The organism is Salirhabdus euzebyi, assembly GCF_014207435.1.
In the GTDB taxonomy this organism is placed as follows: domain Bacteria; phylum Bacillota; class Bacilli; order Bacillales; family Alkalibacillaceae; genus Salirhabdus; species Salirhabdus euzebyi.
In genome coordinates this window covers 319,623-335,048 of record NZ_JACHGH010000003.1, presented here as the reverse complement: position 1 = coordinate 335,048, position 15,426 = coordinate 319,623, and the positions used below count along the sequence as shown (strand labels likewise).

The window sequence follows — 15,426 nt, the reverse complement described above, 5'->3', positions numbered from 1 at the left end:
GGTGATGACATATGAGTGAAAAAATGTTTAACGTTGGAAAAATTGTAAATACACATGGTATTAAAGGAGAAGTAAAGGTCCTTCAAATTACTGATTTTGAAGAGCGATTTGAACCAGGATCTACTGTGTTTTGGGTTTCTCCAAATGGAAACGAGACATTGTCTTTAGAAATTACTTCCCACAGAATGCACAAAAACTTTCATATGCTCCAATTCAAAGGCTATCCATCTATCAATGATGTGGAACGTTTTAAAGGTGGCATGTTAAAGGTATCTGAAGACCAATTAACGGAACTGGATGAAGGAGAATTTTATTATCATCAAATTATCGGTGCAAAAGTTTTTGATGAAGAAAACAACGAGATTGGTGAAATAAAAGAAATTTTAGCTCCCGGAGCTAATGACGTATGGGTCGTCAAACGGAAGGGAAAAAAAGACGTCCTCATTCCTTATATTGATGCTATTGTGAAGGAAGTTAACATGGAAGAAAAAACAATCATTATTCATCCAATGGAGGGATTAATTGATTGATGCAGATAGATATTTTAACGTTGTTTCCAGAAATGTTTGAAGGTGTTTTTCATTCCTCCATCTTGAAGAAGGCGAGAGAAGCAAATACTTTTCAATACGAAACGATCAACTTCAGAGAATATACTACAAATAAACATAACAAGGTTGACGATTATCCTTATGGTGGTGGTGCAGGGATGGTCTTATCTCCACAACCACTGTTTGATGCTGTAGAAGACTTACAAAAGAAAAGACATACTACTCCCCGGGTTGTCTTAATGTGTCCCCAAGGGGAACGTTACACCCAGACAAAGGCTGAGGAATTAGCCAAAGAGGATCATCTAATTTTTATTTGTGGTCATTATGAAGGATACGATGAAAGAATTCGTACCCACCTTGCTACAGATGAAATTTCTATTGGGGATTATGTCTTAACTGGTGGGGAACTTGGGGCAATGGTTGTCATTGATAGTGTTGTTCGCTTACTCCCTGATGCGTTAGGTAATGAAGAGTCTGCTCAAAAGGATTCTTTTTCGACAGGATTACTAGAGCATCCGCATTATACGAGACCAAGGGAATTTAGAGGCTTGTCTGTTCCAGATGTCATCTTATCAGGAAATCACCAAAAGATAGAAGAGTGGCGTCGTAAGGAATCATTAAAAAGAACTTATCAGCGTAGACCAGATTTATTGGAGAGTTATCCATTAACAGCAGAAGAGAAAAAGTGGTTAGAATGGGACAAGAATAAAGATTGATGTATTGCATATCGCTATACAATATGATATATTTATTTTTGTGCTTAACGTTCGGTTAAGCTTAATCACGATGCTCCGCTGCTATCCATTTGGCAAGAGTGTTGGTTGGAAGGAGTGACATATGTATGCAAAACCTTATTGAAAAGGTAACAAACAATCAATTGCGTACTGATCATCCAGACTTTCGTCCTGGTGACACACTAAAAGTTCACGTTAAAGTTGTTGAGGGTAACCGTGAGCGTATTCAGGTTTTTGAAGGTGTTGTTATCAAGCGTCGTGGTGGCGGAATCAGTGAAACTTTCACAGTGCGTAAAATTTCATACGGTGTAGGTGTTGAACGTACTTTCCCAGTACATTCCCCTCGTGTAGATAAGATTGAAGTATCTCGCCGTGGTAAAGTACGTCGTGCTAAGTTGTACTACTTACGTGAGCTACGCGGTAAAGCGGCACGTATTAAAGAAATTAGATAGTATAAGCGTTATAAAAAGGAGCTTGCTTAGTCAAGCTCCTTTTATATTAATAAAGAAGGTTAACGTATATAATATACTCTTTGCGAGTAAGGATATAAGTACTTTAAGTATAGTATACTAGTAGTTAGACCTCCTATTTCTTTATAGGTGAATTTCTAGTAATGGGTGCTGGTGGTGGAATAGATTGTGACCTTAGTAAGAGAACTAATTAGTTGGATAAAAGTAATCATCATTGCCATTGGGGTTGCTTTTTTAATACGAACATTTTTATTTACTCCTATCGTAGTGGAGGGTCCATCTATGCTGCCAACTTTAGAAAGTAATGATCACATGGTGGTCAATAAGTTTAGCTATAGATTTAGTGAACCAAAACGATTTGATATCATTGTTTTCCATTCTCCAGAGAAAAGCGATTACATAAAGAGAATAATTGGATTACCAGGGGAACATATTGCTTATAAGGATGAAATATTATATGTAGATGGACAGGCAATTTTAGAGCCGTTTATAAAGGAAAGATTAGAGAAGCTTATGTCTCCAAGTCATTATACACATGATTTTCGACTAGAAGAGGTTGAAGGTGGGTATGAAGTCATTCCAGATGGGCATGTGTTCGTACTAGGAGATAATCGGACAAACTCAACAGATAGTCGGTTTATAGGACCTGTTCCTTATGACCAAATTGTAGGAAAAGCACAATTAGTTTATTGGCCTTTTAAGCATTTCAGAATCGTACAGTAAATGGTAGGTGAATAGAATGACCATTCAATGGTTTCCAGGACATATGGCAAAGGCAAGGAGAGAAGTACAAGAGAAATTAAAACTTGTTGATTTTGTCATTGAATTAGTAGATGCACGTGTCCCTGTATCCTCTCAAAACCCAATGCTTCAAGAGGTTTTGGGGCAAAAGGATAAAATGGTACTTTTAATGAAAAAGGATTTAGCAGACCCACACATGACCAAAAAATGGAAAGAATACTTTGAAGCTAAAGATATTCCGGCATTAGCCGTCAATGCTCATGAGAGTCAAGACATTCAACAAATTATTAAAGAAGCGAAGGCTCTAGGGGAGAAAAAGCTAGAAAAACTTCGAAGCAAAGGTGTTAAGCCAAGACCAATTCGAGCGATGATTGTTGGTATTCCTAATGTGGGAAAATCAACGGTTATTAACCGTCTCGTGAAAAAGAAAATTGCAAAAACAGGGGATCGCCCTGGTGTTACAAAATCACAGCAGTGGATTAAAGTGAAAAAAGATTTTGAATTACTCGATACACCAGGAATCTTGTGGCCAAAGTTTGAAGATCAGGAAATTGGTTATAAACTTGCGGCTGTAGGTACAATTAAAGACCAAATTTTACATTTAGATGATATCGCTGTATTCGTGCTAAAATATTTAAAAGAACATTATCCGAAAAATTTAGTGGAGCGATATGGAATTGACTTAGAGGCTGAAGATATCGTTACATGGTTCGATGAAATTGGGAAAAAACGAGGATGTTTAGCTAGTGGTGGCACGGTTGATTATGAAAAAACAGCTGATGTAATTATTAGGGATTTAAGAACTGCTAAGTTAGGCTTAATTTCTCTAGACATTCCGGATAACCAATAATGGAGAGGCATCTATCAATGAGATGGATGCCTTTACTAATTTACGTGTAAGCCGATATAACATTTAGGGGGGTTTTTATGAAGTACACCATGACAATAGAGCAAATAAAAGAAAAAATACATACAAAAACATATACAGATGATGAGTGGAGCCTATATAAGAACGACGAACGAAAAGGTGTGCAAGCCTTAATAGAAAAACACGAAAAAAAAGAAGAGGAAAAAAGACAGCTACAAACCCACTTTCAGGAAATGCTTACCTATGAAAACACGTTATGGAGTAAAGGGTTTGTCCATGTAGCTGGTATCGATGAAGCAGGTCGAGGACCGTTAGCGGGTCCAGTTGTGGCAGCATCTGTTATTATTGATGAACATTTCTATATAGAGGGTTTAAATGATTCCAAAAAACTGTCCGAATCCAAAAGAGAACTGTTTTTTGACTTAATTAAAGAACAAGCAATAACGTATGGTATCGGTATTGTGGATAGTAAAATGATTGATCAAATCAATATCTTTCAAGCTACAAAATTAGCTATGAAACAAGCAATTTTAGACATGGCAAAGAAAGCGGATTACTTGTTAATTGATGCTGTTAAATTAAATGAAGTGTCAATTCGTCAGCATGCGATTATTAAAGGAGATCAAAAGAGTATTTCGATTGCTGCGGCTAGTGTTATTGCGAAAGTAACAAGGGATCAATTAATGAAAAAGTATGATGAACAATATCCACAATATCAATTTGGTTTAAATATGGGTTATGGTACGAAGGCGCATCTTGAGGCATTAGAAACATATGGACCAACCCCTATTCACCGAGTGAGCTTTACTCCTGTAAAAGAAGCTAATCGTTAATAAGGAGGGGTTTCTGTTGAAGCCTGTAAGCTTAGCAAAAACATTACAATCAATTCGAACACAAAATATAACCCAACTACAGTTACGTAGTGGTCAAATGATAACAGGTAAAGTTGAAAAATTTTATCCTGACAACAAAGTGTTAGTCCAAATTGGAAACCAGAAATTAATTGCTCAATTAGAAAGTCAATTACAAGCAAATATGCGATATATATTTCAAGTGAAACAAACCAAACCATATTTGCTTTTACAAGTAATTAGTGAAAAACCGATTAAGAATCTTAAAGACATTCCCTCTGTTTTGTTGAAAAAACTAGGTATAAAGGAGACAGAGGCACACAGGACTTTTCTTCAATTCTTACTTGATGAACAAGTTCCAATTGATAAAGATACGTTATCAATGGCGCTTTCGTTATTTGATGACGCTTCGAATAAAAAAGAGGCAAAAACGGTTTTAATCGAAATGCTGAAGCGTGAGTTTCCCATAACGAAACCCTTTTTCGATGCCATGCAAGCTCGCTTATTTCAATCTATCTCCCTTTCTGACACAATAGAATCCTTACTCCCAATACTCGATGCTGCTAATACGGAACACACTATAAAACTGAAAATGATGTTACAAAGTATATTGTCCCAACAGTCGTTGATGAGTACCAAGAAACATCTTGGTGCTCAGATTCTTCATGAAATCAGTTTAGGAGATACAACAACGTTTACGTTGTTAAAGGTAGGAAAGTTACTCCCTGCTGACATGGAATTTACAGAATGGAAGCATCTTTGGCTACAATGGGCACAACAAAATGGAATCCATGCCGATAAAGCCTTTACTTCATTTAATGGAAATGTTGATTTAGTATCCTTTCCATTGAACATCGATTTGACGGAGGAGTTTTTCATTCCGCTAAAAAGTTTATGGGATAAACAGCTTTTTTTAACTGCTAAACAAGCATATGCACTACAAAATAGGAATGGTAAAGAAATTGATACTGTTTTGGCAAGTATTGAAAATATTCCATCCAATACACATAAAGCTTTGTTAGTAGGAGAGACGCAATTAGAACAACTCCTTCAACAACAATTGTCAGCTAAACAACAAAGAATTGTTTTGCAGTGGTTACTGAACGGACTAGAACTTTTATATGAACAAGGGAAAATGTCAGAGCAACAATTATTCTATTTAAAGTTTAAAGGTTTTTTATCGTTAATCGGAGAAGAAGTAGTAGCAAGTCAATCGTCTATAGAGGCGAATCCATCATTAAAAGAGCTTTTACTGGCACCACAATTGGACAATAATCAAACCCAAAAACTTCTGACTGTGTTCTCTGCCATGCGGTTATCCTTAACTGAAAGTCAAGAATGGACTCAATTTAGCATCCAATTTCCTGGTTATCTATTCGGGCTAAAACAAGATATTACGATGGATTTTGAAGGGAAACAAAGTGAAGGAAATAAAATTAATCCTTCATATTGTAGGGTATTATTTTATCTTCAACTCAATCAGCTAGAGGAAACAATTATTGATATGAAAATCCAAAACAAAAGGATCTCTTTAACTGTTTACAATGAGCATCCAACTATTTTAGAAGTAATAGGTAAAAAATTCGAACCAAAATTAACAGAAGGTATTACTAGTCTTGGGTTTACTTTGACAGGTGTTAAAATGAAGCCTATTAAAATGACATCTACCCAACCAAAACAATATGATAGTTCCATAAATATGCCAATCAAAGGAGTGGATTTTAAAGTATGAGTCCATATGAAAAATTCACACCTAAAAAAGCTATTGCACTAAAGTACAATGGTCAACAGGAGGCTTCCCCAAAAGTGGTAGCAACAGGTAAAGGGATTGTTGCAAGCAATATCGTACAAAAAGCTGAAACGAATGGAGTCCCTATCAAAAAGGATGCTACCTTAGCAGAACTATTGTCACAGCTTCATATAAATGAAAATATACCAGAAGATCTTTACCAAGTAGTAGCAGAAGTATTTGCCTTTATTTATCATGCTGATAAAGCGTTTAATAAAAAAAGTTAAAAAACGTTTTAACATATAACTGTTCTCGCTTTTCCTATCTTATAGTATATTTAGAATAACTAGGGAGGGGAAAGAATGAGATTGATAAAACGTCTAATCATTTTTGTTGTATTAGTTGGTGCAATCGGCTATGGTATTTTTTACTTTGGCACAAAAGCGGCTGCTGAAAAAGTGATGGACTATGTAGTAGCTGATTTAGAGGCAAGCCCGGAATTGGCAGAGCTTAAAACTATGATTAATAATAGTCCAGAATTGAAAAGTTTTGTAGAAGAAGGCGCCAACATAGATGAAAGTATATTGCCTTTTAGCACAAAGGAAGACGCTACGAAGGCCTTGCTTACAAAATTTGGTGTGAATGAAGTAATGGAAATGGGAACGGCAGTAAAAGACGGCTTAACGAACGAAGAAAAACTAGCGTTATTGAAGCAAGTAGAGGCCAAACTAAGTGAAGAAGAAATGTTGGCTTTAAAAGTAATAGCTTATAAAGAGTTGAATAAATAAAGGAGAAACTCGCCATTTGGCGAGTTTTTTACATTATTATGGATGATGATTGTTATTTTAGAAGACAAGTCTTATAATGGGTAAGTGTGGACAATTTCCAAATACTTTTTATACAATGAAAATGCATTGAATTTTGATGGGAGGATGGAAGATGAACATTCACGAGTATCAAGGGAAAGAATTATTACGAAAATATGGCGTAGCTGTTCCCAATGGCCGTGTTGCTTTTTCTGTAGATGAAGCTGTAAACGCTGCAAAAGAATTAGGTACTGCAGTTTCTGTAGTTAAAGCACAAATCCACGCTGGTGGACGCGGTAAAGCTGGCGGTGTAAAGGTTGCAAAAAACCTTGACGAAGTACGTACATATGCTGAGGAGATCCTTGGTAAAACGTTAGTTACACACCAAACAGGACCAGAGGGCAAAGAGGTTAAGCGATTACTAATCGAAGAAGGCTGCGATATTCAAAAAGAATACTATATTGGTCTTGTTTTAGATCGTGCCACTTCTAGCGTTGTTATGATGGCTTCTGAAGAAGGTGGAACAGAAATTGAAGAGGTAGCAGCAGAGACACCTGAAAAAATCTTTAAGGAAGTTATTGACCCTGTTACGGGATTAATGCCTTATCAAGCTAGACGTCTAGCTTTCAATATTAATATTCCTAAAGAACTAGTTTCGAAAGCTGTAAAATTTATGATGGGTCTTTATAAAGTGTTTGTAGATAAAGATTGCTCAATTGCAGAAATCAATCCACTTGTTACAACAGGTGATGGTAATGTAATGGCTCTTGATGCAAAATTAAACTTTGATGATAACGCTTTATTCCGTCAAAAAGATATCATTGAGTTCCGTGATTTAGAAGAGGAAGATCCAAAAGAGATTGAAGCTTCTAAATATGATTTAAGTTATATTGCTCTGGATGGAAACATTGGTTGTATGGTTAATGGTGCAGGTCTTGCGATGGCAACGATGGATACCATTAAACACTACAGTGGCGATCCTGCTAACTTCCTTGATGTTGGTGGTGGAGCTACAACAGAAAAAGTTACAGAAGCATTCAAAATCATTCTATCCGATAAAAACGTTAAAGGTATTTTCGTTAACATTTTCGGTGGAATTATGAAATGTGACGTAATTGCTGAAGGTGTAGTAGCTGCTACGAAACAAGTTGGACTTGAACTACCACTTGTTGTTCGTTTAGAAGGTACGAATGTTGACCAAGGTAAAAAGATTTTAGAAGAGTCTGGTTTAAACATTACATCAGCTGATTCAATGGCTGACGGTGCACAAAAAATCGTTGAACTTGTTAAGTAATGTAGAAAGGCGGGAAAAAGATGAGTGTTTATATTAATAAAGACACAAAGGTTATTGTTCAAGGTATTACAGGGTCTACAGCTCTTTTTCATACAAAACAAATGCTTGAATATGGTACAAAAATTGTCGGCGGTGTAACACCTGGTAAAGGTGGTACTGAGGTTGAAGGCGTACCTGTTTTCAATACAGTAGAAGAAGCGGTAAAAGCTACAGGCGCTAATGCTTCTGTTATTTATGTTCCAGCACCTTTTGCAGCTGACGCTATTTTAGAAGCAGTTGATGCGGAGCTTGACTTAGCTATTTGTATTACAGAGCATATCCCAGTAATGGATATGGTAAAAGTTAAGCGTTCTATGGAAGGAAAGAAAACACGTCTAGTAGGACCAAACTGTCCTGGTGTTATCACTCCTGAAGAATGTAAAATTGGTATTATGCCAGGCTATATCCACAAGAAAGGTCATGTTGGAGTAGTTTCTCGCTCTGGTACTCTAACATATGAAGCTGTTCATCAACTTTCTGAAGCAGGAATTGGCCAGTCTACAGCAGTAGGTATTGGTGGGGATCCTGTAAACGGTACGGACTTCATTGATGTATTAAAAGCATTTAATGAAGATGCTGATACAGAAGCTGTTATTATGATTGGTGAAATCGGTGGTACTGCAGAAGAAGAAGCTGCTGAGTGGGTTAAAGCTAACATGACGAAACCTGTTGTAGGCTTCATTGGAGGCCGTACAGCACCTCCAGGAAAGCGTATGGGCCATGCTGGTGCCATCATTTCTGGTGGTAAAGGTACAGCTGATGAAAAAATTCGTGTGATGAATGAGTGTGGAATCAAGGTTGCAGAAACTCCATCTGTAATGGGTGAAACATTAATTAGTGTATTAAAAGATAAAGGCTTGTATGACAAATGTAAAACACATTAAGAAGTAAAAATAAGCCCTTGTCATGAGCAAGGGCTTATTTTTATTTTATATATTATAGAAGAAAGGCGGTTTATTATATTGATTTCTGAACTGGATTTTCGTCTTTGTCACCTCCATCGTATAAGGGGAATAGGACGGAATCGAATTAGGCATTTACTTCAATTTGACCCCCAATTAACCTCCCTCTATAAACTCTCTCAAAAGGAACTCCAACATCTTTTGCAAGTCTCAGACAAACAAGCAAGTATTATCATGTCGGGTATACATTCTGGTCAGTTGATGCATACAATTGAAAAAGATATGGAAAAATACCATGTTATCACTTGTAATCATAAAACATATCCCCCATTATTAAAAAGAATACCAGACCCCCCCATTCTATTATATGGCTTAGGAAATATAAACTTTTTAAAGATCGAGCCTAAGATAAGTGTTGTAGGAACAAGAAATCATTCGAATGAAGCGGAAAGAAAAGTCGAATTTTTGCTAAAACCTTTGCTTCATAAAGAGTGGTTAATTGTAAGTGGAATGGCAAAGGGGATCGATTCTATTGCACATCGACTGGCAATTAATAATACCAGTAAAACGATTGCTATATTAGGGTTTGGCTTTCAGCATATTTATCCAAAGGAAAATATATCTTTAATGCAAGAATTAGCAAAAAATCATTTGCTGCTATCGGAATACGCTCCGGACGAAGCCCCAAAGCCTTGGCATTTTCCTGAAAGAAACCGGATAATAAGTGGTCTTACTTTTGGAAGCTTAATTGTGGAGGCGAAAGAAAGAAGTGGTACATTTATTACAGCTGAACAAGCACTAGATCAAGGAAGAGAAGTGTTTGTCGTACCTGGATCTATTTTACATCCACAATCAAAAGGTTGCCACCTTCTCATACAAGAAGGTGCAAACTTAGTGAAAGATGCAAATGATCTACTTAACGCTTGGGAAACGTATAAAACTAGAAGTATTAACTACTGATTTTTATGTGCTGTTTATATTTATTCGGTAATCAATAGTATAAAATACATGTATGCTTTCGCCAGAATGGATAGTAAACACCGTTTTTTTAATAGGATAAGAAGATGGATTTCTTAGAATTTTAAGAAAATAAGGTTTGACAAATGTGATATAAATATTTAATAATAGGGAAGATTTAAGAAAACTAGCACGGAAATAAAGAGAAAACCTCTTAGGAGGATGTATATGGCAGATTATCTTGTAATTGTAGAATCGCCTGCAAAGGCAAAAACGATAGAAAGATATTTAGGAAAAAAATATAAAGTTAAAGCTTCTATGGGACATATTCGGGATCTTCCGAAAAGTCAAATGGGTGTTGATGTAGAAAAAGAGTTTGATCCTAAATATATAACCATTCGTGGAAAAGGTCCTGTTTTAAAAGATTTAAAAACAGCAGCTAAGAAAGTAAAACAAGTCTTTCTTGCAGCCGACCCTGACCGTGAAGGGGAAGCTATTGCGTGGCATTTAGCCCATAGCTTAGATATTGATGAAAAATCAAAGTGTAGAGTTGTGTTTAATGAAATAACAAAAGACGCAATTAAAGAATCTTTTAAGCATCCACGGCATATTGATATGGATTTAGTTGATGCACAACAAGCAAGAAGGATTTTAGATCGATTAGTTGGGTATAACATAAGTCCTTTACTTTGGAAAAAAGTGAAAAAAGGATTAAGTGCTGGTAGAGTTCAATCTGTTGCAGTACGCCTAATACTTGATCGTGAAAGAGAAATACAAAACTTTACGCCAGAAGAATACTGGTCTATCGTCGCTGACTTTAAAAAAGGTAAAGAAAGCTTCCCAGGTAATTTCTATGGCATAAATGGTGAAAAACAAAAACTAAGCTCCAAAGATGATGTTGACAAAATATTGAATCGTTTGGATGGGGATTCTTTTACTGTTCAAAAAGTAAACAAGCGTGAGAGAAGAAGAAATCCAGCACCACCATTTACTACTTCTTCCTTGCAACAAGAAGCAGCTCGTAAACTAAATTTTCGAGCGAAAAAAACAATGATGATTGCTCAGCAATTATATGAAGGTATTGATCTTGGTAAAAAAGAAGGTACTGTCGGTTTAATTACTTATATGCGTACAGATTCTACACGTATATCGAATACAGCCCAAGATGAAGCAGCTAAATATGTGGAACAAAAGTATGGAAAAGAATTTAAAGCTGTTTATCAAAAGAAAAAGGATTCTGAACGTTCTCAGGATGCCCATGAAGCAATCAGACCTACTTCCACACTTAGAACACCAAGTTCAATGAAAAGTGTTCTTTCTAGAGATCAACTTAGACTTTATAAGCTAATTTGGGAACGTTTTTTAGCAAGCCAAATGGCCCCTGCTGTATTAGATACTGTAACAGCACATTTGATAAACAACGATGTGGAATTTAGAGCCACTGGTTCACAAATTAAGTTTAAAGGTTTTATGGAAGTATATGTTGAGGGTAAAGATGATGATAAAGAGGAAGAAAATAAACTATTACCGCCTTTAGAAGAAGGTTCGAAAGTAAAAGCAAGTAAAATTGATCCAAATCAACATTTCACTCAACCACCTCCACGTTACACTGAAGCTAGACTTGTTAAAACGTTAGAGGAGTTAGGAATTGGAAGGCCTTCTACGTATGCACCTACTTTAGATACGATTCAGCGTAGAGGTTATGTAGCATTAGACAATCGTCGCTTTGTCCCTACTGAATTAGGTGAAATAGTGATTGAAATTCTCCTAGAATATTTTCCGGAAATTATTGATGCAGAATTTACAGCAAACATGGAAAATGATTTAGATAGTATTGAAGAAGGTAAAACCGAGTGGGTTAATATTATTGATGGGTTTTATAAAGGGTTCGAAAAACGACTGGATAAAGCAGAGAAAGAAATGGAGAAAGTCGAAATTAAAGATGAGCCTGCTGGAGAAGATTGTGAGAAATGTGGTCATGAAATGGTATACAAAATGGGACGTTACGGTAAATTTTTAGCTTGTTCTAATTTCCCAGATTGTAGAAATACGAAACCTATCTTAAAAGATATAGGTGTCAAATGTCCAAACTGTAAAGAAGGAAATATCGTAGAGCGTAAATCGAAGAAACGTCGTGTTTTTTATGGCTGTGATCGATACCCAGAATGCGATTTCCTTTCATGGGATAAACCAATTTCACGTCCTTGTCCAAAATGTCAAAGCCTGTTAGTGGAGAAGAAACGCAAAAAGGGAACACAAGTACAATGTGTAAATTGTGACTATAAAGAAGAGGCACAACAATAATCCGTTTGGAAAACCCTTGTCATATGACAAGGGTTTTCCTTTACTTTACAATATAATCTCGTGAATAAATATAGTTATAATATTATTGACACATTTGTACAACAAAGCTATAATATCCCAATGGTAAGGTAATTTACTTGACAGAACAAAAAATACATACATTAAACACAATTCAGAATTTTGTTGCAATTTAGTCAAATCCATTGCACAAGGTTTTCAGATATGTTACTATTTAATCGCTTTAATGAAGAATTATTCAGTTTGGGAAATAATCTTAAGCTTATTGTGAGGTGACACTGTATTGGGTTTTCAACAATATAAAGAAGACTTTGTTGAATATTTACAGATTGAAAAAAATGCCTCACCTTACACCGTAACTTTTTATCAAGATGATCTTGATAGCTTTTTTTTGTTTTTAAAAAGTGAAGGAATAAAAGACCTAAAAGAAGTTAATTATGTAGTGATACGAATTTTTTTAACAAAGCTGTATGATAAAAAGTTATCAAGAAGAAGTGTTTCCAGAAAAATTTCCAGCTTAAGAACTTTTTTTCGAATGTTAGAACGAAATGAAGTAGTCGAATCTAACCCATTTGTATCTGTTTCTCTTCCAAAAAAAGATAATCCAATACCAGAGTTTTTATATGCGGAAGAATTGGAAAAATTGTTCACTGTAAGCGATTTAACCACTCCCCTAGGTCAACGAAACCAGGCTTTATTGGAATTGTTATATGGCACAGGTATGCGTGTAAGTGAATGTACCAATTTAAAGCTTCATAGTCTAGATTTCTCCATTGGAACAGTCCTTGTTAGAGGTAAAGGAAATAAGGAAAGGTATATACCTTTTGGCAGTTATGCACAAGAAGCTTTAGAACGTTATATGAATGATGGAAGAGAAAAACTTTTGAAAAAAGGGAATGGTTCAAAAGATCATTTGTTTCTTAACGCACGTGGAACAGAACTAACTCCTAGAGGTATAAGATTAATTCTTAATGAAATGGTCAAAAATTCTTCCTTAACTGTTCATGTCCATCCTCATAAGCTTAGACATACTTTTGCAACGCATTTGCTGAATGAGGGTGCAGATTTAAGGTCTGTACAAGAATTACTTGGGCATGAAAATTTGTCTTCTACACAAATATATACTCACGTTACGAAAGATCATTTGCGTAAAATATATTTAAATTCACACCCGCGTGCGTAACAGCAATAGGAAGAAAGAGGTGGTATGGTGTCGAACAGTTTTCACGCTACAACTATATTTGCGATAAGGCATAACAATCAGTGTGCGATGAGTGGTGATGGCCAAGTCACACTAGGCAATGCAGTGGTTATGAAACATACGGCTAAAAAAGTACGTAGAATATTTAATGGAAAAGTTTTAGCTGGCTTTGCAGGTTCAGTTGCTGACGCCTTTACTTTATTTGAAAAATTTGAAAGCTATTTAGAGAAATATAACGGTAATCTTGCTCGTTCAGCAGTTGAATTAGCGAAGGAATGGCGAAGTGACAGAGTGTTACGAAAGCTAGAAGCAATGCTTATTGTCATGAATAAAGATGATATGTTATTAGTTTCGGGTACAGGTGAAGTCATTGAGCCAGATGACGATATACTAGCAATTGGATCAGGTGGAAACTATGCTTTAAGTGCGGGTAGAGCATTAAAGCGTTATTCATCTGAAAAAAGTGCTGCGGAAATAGCCAAAGCAGCACTAGAAATAGCTGGGGAGATCTGTGTGTTTACAAACGATCAAATCGTTTTAGAAGTACTAGAATAGGAGGTCGTATAAAATGGGGATAAACCTCACCCCGCGGCAAATTGTTGAAAAGCTTGATCAGTTTATAGTTGGACAGAAGGACGCAAAGAAAGCGGTTGCGGTAGCCTTGAGAAATCGATACCGACGCATGCAAATGGATGAAAAACTAAGAGATGAAATTGTGCCTAAAAATATTTTAATGATTGGACCAACAGGTGTTGGGAAAACTGAAATTGCAAGGCGAATGGCAAAATTAGTAGGAGCACCATTCGTGAAAATAGAAGCAACAAAATTTACCGAAGTTGGTTATGTCGGACGTGATGTAGAATCAATGGTAAGGGATTTGGTTGAAACATCAGTCCGTATAGTAAAAGAAGAAAAAATTAACCAAGTAAAAGGAAAAGCAGAAGAACTAGCTAATAAAAGGATAGTAAAGCTGCTCGTTCCAGAAAAAAAGAAAAACACAGGAATGAAAAACCCATTCGAAATGCTATTCTCTAATCAAGAAACGAATGAACCACAGAATGACCAAGACGATCAAGCAGAACTTGAACAAAAGAGAAAACGAATTAGACATCAATTAGACATGGGTGAATTAGAGGATCACATGGTTACAGTAGAAGTACAAGAGCAGCAAGCTTCGATGATGGATATGCTTCAAGGGTCTGGGATGGAGCAATTTGGTATGAACATGCAAGATGCCTTAGGTCAGTTCATGCCAAAAAAACAGAAAAAACGTCGTTTGCCTGTTAGAGAAGCAAGGAAATTATTGATCCATGACGAAGCCCAAAAGTTAATAGATATGGATGAAGTCACTCAAGAAGCAGTAGAAAATGCTGAACAAGCGGGGATAATCTTTTTAGATGAAATAGATAAGATCGCAGGTAAAAACGAAGGGCAAGCAAATGTCTCTAGAGAAGGTGTTCAAAGGGATATTTTGCCGATTGTGGAAGGATCAACAATAGTAACAAAATATGGGCCTGTTAAAACGGACCATATACTGTTTATAGCTGCAGGTGCCTTTCATATGGCAAAACCTTCTGATTTAATACCTGAATTACAAGGTCGTTTTCCGACTAGGGTAGAACTACAAAAGCTTACGGTTGAGGATTTTGTCAATATATTAACAGAACCTTCAAATGCCTTAATTAAGCAATATATTGCTTTGTTAGAAACAGAGGGTATAAATGTAGAATTTTCTGACGATGCTGTAAATAGAATCGCAGAAATTGCCTTTGAAGTGAATCAGCAGACAGATAATATTGGTGCTAGAAGACTACACACCATATTAGAAAAACTGTTAGAAGACCTCTCTTTTGAAGCTCCAGACATAACGTTAGAGAAAATCGACATAACAAAAGAGTATGTTAACGAAAAACTAGGAACGATTGTAAAAGACAAAGATTTGTCCCAATATATTTTATAGGAAA

General features: G+C 36.1%; 16 protein-coding genes. All 16 read left to right on the top strand.

The genetic code is table 11. The features are described 5' to 3' along the window. The first annotated feature begins 11 nt into the window (after positions 1–11). The 16 genes from rimM (at position 12) to hslU (ending at position 15,422) form a co-directional block, all read left to right on the top strand. Positions 12–530, top strand: coding sequence for a ribosome maturation factor RimM (rimM, locus tag HNQ94_RS06810; RefSeq protein ID WP_174495482.1), 519 nt, complete (start codon positions 12–14; stop codon positions 528–530). Then, on the top strand, positions 530–1,264 hold the full coding sequence (trmD, locus tag HNQ94_RS06805) for a tRNA (guanosine(37)-N1)-methyltransferase TrmD (protein WP_174495549.1): 735 nt from the start codon (positions 530–532) through the stop codon (positions 1,262–1,264). Before rimM ends, trmD begins: the two co-directional genes overlap by 1 nt. Before the next feature lie 125 nt (positions 1,265–1,389). After that, a complete protein-coding gene (rplS, locus tag HNQ94_RS06800; RefSeq protein ID WP_174495481.1) occupies positions 1,390–1,734 on the top strand; it encodes a 50S ribosomal protein L19 in 345 nt (114 codons plus the stop codon). Positions 1,735–1,920: 186 nt separating this feature from the next. Beyond that, positions 1,921–2,475, top strand: a complete 555-nt coding sequence (gene lepB / locus HNQ94_RS06795; RefSeq protein WP_246199946.1) for a signal peptidase I — start codon at positions 1,921–1,923, stop codon at positions 2,473–2,475. Between the two features lie 16 nt (positions 2,476–2,491). Further along, positions 2,492–3,343 carry a ribosome biogenesis GTPase YlqF gene (gene ylqF / locus HNQ94_RS06790; RefSeq protein WP_174495480.1) on the top strand — a complete coding sequence of 284 codons (852 nt, stop codon included), beginning with the start codon at positions 2,492–2,494 and terminating at the stop codon, positions 3,341–3,343. A 77-nt stretch (positions 3,344–3,420) separates the two neighbouring features. Further along, positions 3,421–4,194 carry a ribonuclease HII gene (gene rnhB, locus HNQ94_RS06785; RefSeq protein WP_174495479.1) on the top strand — a complete coding sequence of 258 codons (774 nt, stop codon included), beginning with the start codon at positions 3,421–3,423 and terminating at the stop codon, positions 4,192–4,194. Positions 4,195–4,210: 16 nt separating this feature from the next. Next, positions 4,211–5,944 (top strand): hypothetical protein, encoded by a 1,734-nt coding sequence (locus HNQ94_RS06780; RefSeq protein WP_174495478.1) that lies wholly within the window; start codon positions 4,211–4,213, stop codon positions 5,942–5,944. Next, complete coding sequence (locus HNQ94_RS06775; protein WP_174495477.1) at positions 5,941–6,228, top strand: EscU/YscU/HrcU family type III secretion system export apparatus switch protein; 288 nt, start codon at positions 5,941–5,943, stop codon at positions 6,226–6,228. The genes HNQ94_RS06780 and HNQ94_RS06775 overlap by 4 nt, the downstream gene beginning before the upstream one ends. Before the next feature lie 75 nt (positions 6,229–6,303). Then, positions 6,304–6,729, top strand: coding sequence for a hypothetical protein (locus HNQ94_RS06770; protein WP_174495476.1), 426 nt, complete (start codon positions 6,304–6,306; stop codon positions 6,727–6,729). 151 nt (positions 6,730–6,880) lie between these two features. Beyond that, positions 6,881–8,041 carry an ADP-forming succinate--CoA ligase subunit beta gene (gene sucC, locus HNQ94_RS06765; protein ID WP_174495475.1) on the top strand — a complete coding sequence of 387 codons (1,161 nt, stop codon included), beginning with the start codon at positions 6,881–6,883 and terminating at the stop codon, positions 8,039–8,041. A gap of 20 nt (positions 8,042–8,061) precedes the next feature. Next, a complete protein-coding gene (gene sucD / locus HNQ94_RS06760) occupies positions 8,062–8,964 on the top strand; it encodes a succinate--CoA ligase subunit alpha (RefSeq protein ID WP_174495474.1) in 903 nt (300 codons plus the stop codon). 252 nt (positions 8,965–9,216) lie between these two features. Continuing rightward, the gene (gene dprA, locus HNQ94_RS06755) at positions 9,217–9,942 is read left to right on the top strand and encodes a DNA-processing protein DprA (protein WP_246199945.1); all 726 of its coding nucleotides are present in this window, start codon (positions 9,217–9,219) and stop codon (positions 9,940–9,942) included. A gap of 225 nt (positions 9,943–10,167) precedes the next feature. Continuing rightward, positions 10,168–12,243 (top strand): type I DNA topoisomerase, encoded by a 2,076-nt coding sequence (gene topA / locus HNQ94_RS06750; RefSeq protein ID WP_174495473.1) that lies wholly within the window; start codon positions 10,168–10,170, stop codon positions 12,241–12,243. A 301-nt stretch (positions 12,244–12,544) separates the two neighbouring features. After that, the gene (xerC, locus tag HNQ94_RS06745) at positions 12,545–13,444 is read left to right on the top strand and encodes a tyrosine recombinase XerC (protein WP_174495472.1); all 900 of its coding nucleotides are present in this window, start codon (positions 12,545–12,547) and stop codon (positions 13,442–13,444) included. A 24-nt stretch (positions 13,445–13,468) separates the two neighbouring features. Beyond that, the gene (gene hslV, locus HNQ94_RS06740) at positions 13,469–14,017 is read left to right on the top strand and encodes an ATP-dependent protease subunit HslV (protein WP_174495471.1); all 549 of its coding nucleotides are present in this window, start codon (positions 13,469–13,471) and stop codon (positions 14,015–14,017) included. Between the two features lie 13 nt (positions 14,018–14,030). Beyond that, positions 14,031–15,422, top strand: coding sequence for an ATP-dependent protease ATPase subunit HslU (gene hslU / locus HNQ94_RS06735; RefSeq protein ID WP_174495470.1), 1,392 nt, complete (start codon positions 14,031–14,033; stop codon positions 15,420–15,422). The last annotated feature ends 4 nt before the right edge of the window (positions 15,423–15,426 follow it).

Excerpts from the sequence above, each read along its gene's own strand:
- sucC (WP_174495475.1), top strand. The coding sequence starts at position 6,881 with ATGAACATTCACGAGTATCAAGGGAAAGAATTATTACGAAAATATGGC.
- rnhB (WP_174495479.1), top strand. The coding sequence starts at position 3,421 with ATGAAGTACACCATGACAATAGAGCAAATAAAAGAAAAAATACATACA.
- topA (WP_174495473.1), top strand. The coding sequence starts at position 10,168 with ATGGCAGATTATCTTGTAATTGTAGAATCGCCTGCAAAGGCAAAAACG.
- dprA (WP_246199945.1), top strand. The coding sequence starts at position 9,217 with ATGTCGGGTATACATTCTGGTCAGTTGATGCATACAATTGAAAAAGAT.
- hslU (WP_174495470.1), top strand. The coding sequence starts at position 14,031 with ATGGGGATAAACCTCACCCCGCGGCAAATTGTTGAAAAGCTTGATCAG.
- rplS (WP_174495481.1), top strand. The coding sequence starts at position 1,390 with ATGCAAAACCTTATTGAAAAGGTAACAAACAATCAATTGCGTACTGAT.
- ylqF (WP_174495480.1), top strand. The coding sequence starts at position 2,492 with ATGACCATTCAATGGTTTCCAGGACATATGGCAAAGGCAAGGAGAGAA.
- rimM (WP_174495482.1), top strand. The coding sequence starts at position 12 with ATGAGTGAAAAAATGTTTAACGTTGGAAAAATTGTAAATACACATGGT.
- sucD (WP_174495474.1), top strand. The coding sequence starts at position 8,062 with ATGAGTGTTTATATTAATAAAGACACAAAGGTTATTGTTCAAGGTATT.
- HNQ94_RS06775 (WP_174495477.1), top strand. The coding sequence starts at position 5,941 with ATGAGTCCATATGAAAAATTCACACCTAAAAAAGCTATTGCACTAAAG.
- trmD (WP_174495549.1), top strand. The coding sequence starts at position 530 with ATGCAGATAGATATTTTAACGTTGTTTCCAGAAATGTTTGAAGGTGTT.
- HNQ94_RS06770 (WP_174495476.1), top strand. The coding sequence starts at position 6,304 with ATGAGATTGATAAAACGTCTAATCATTTTTGTTGTATTAGTTGGTGCA.
- hslV (WP_174495471.1), top strand. The coding sequence starts at position 13,469 with ATGGTGTCGAACAGTTTTCACGCTACAACTATATTTGCGATAAGGCAT.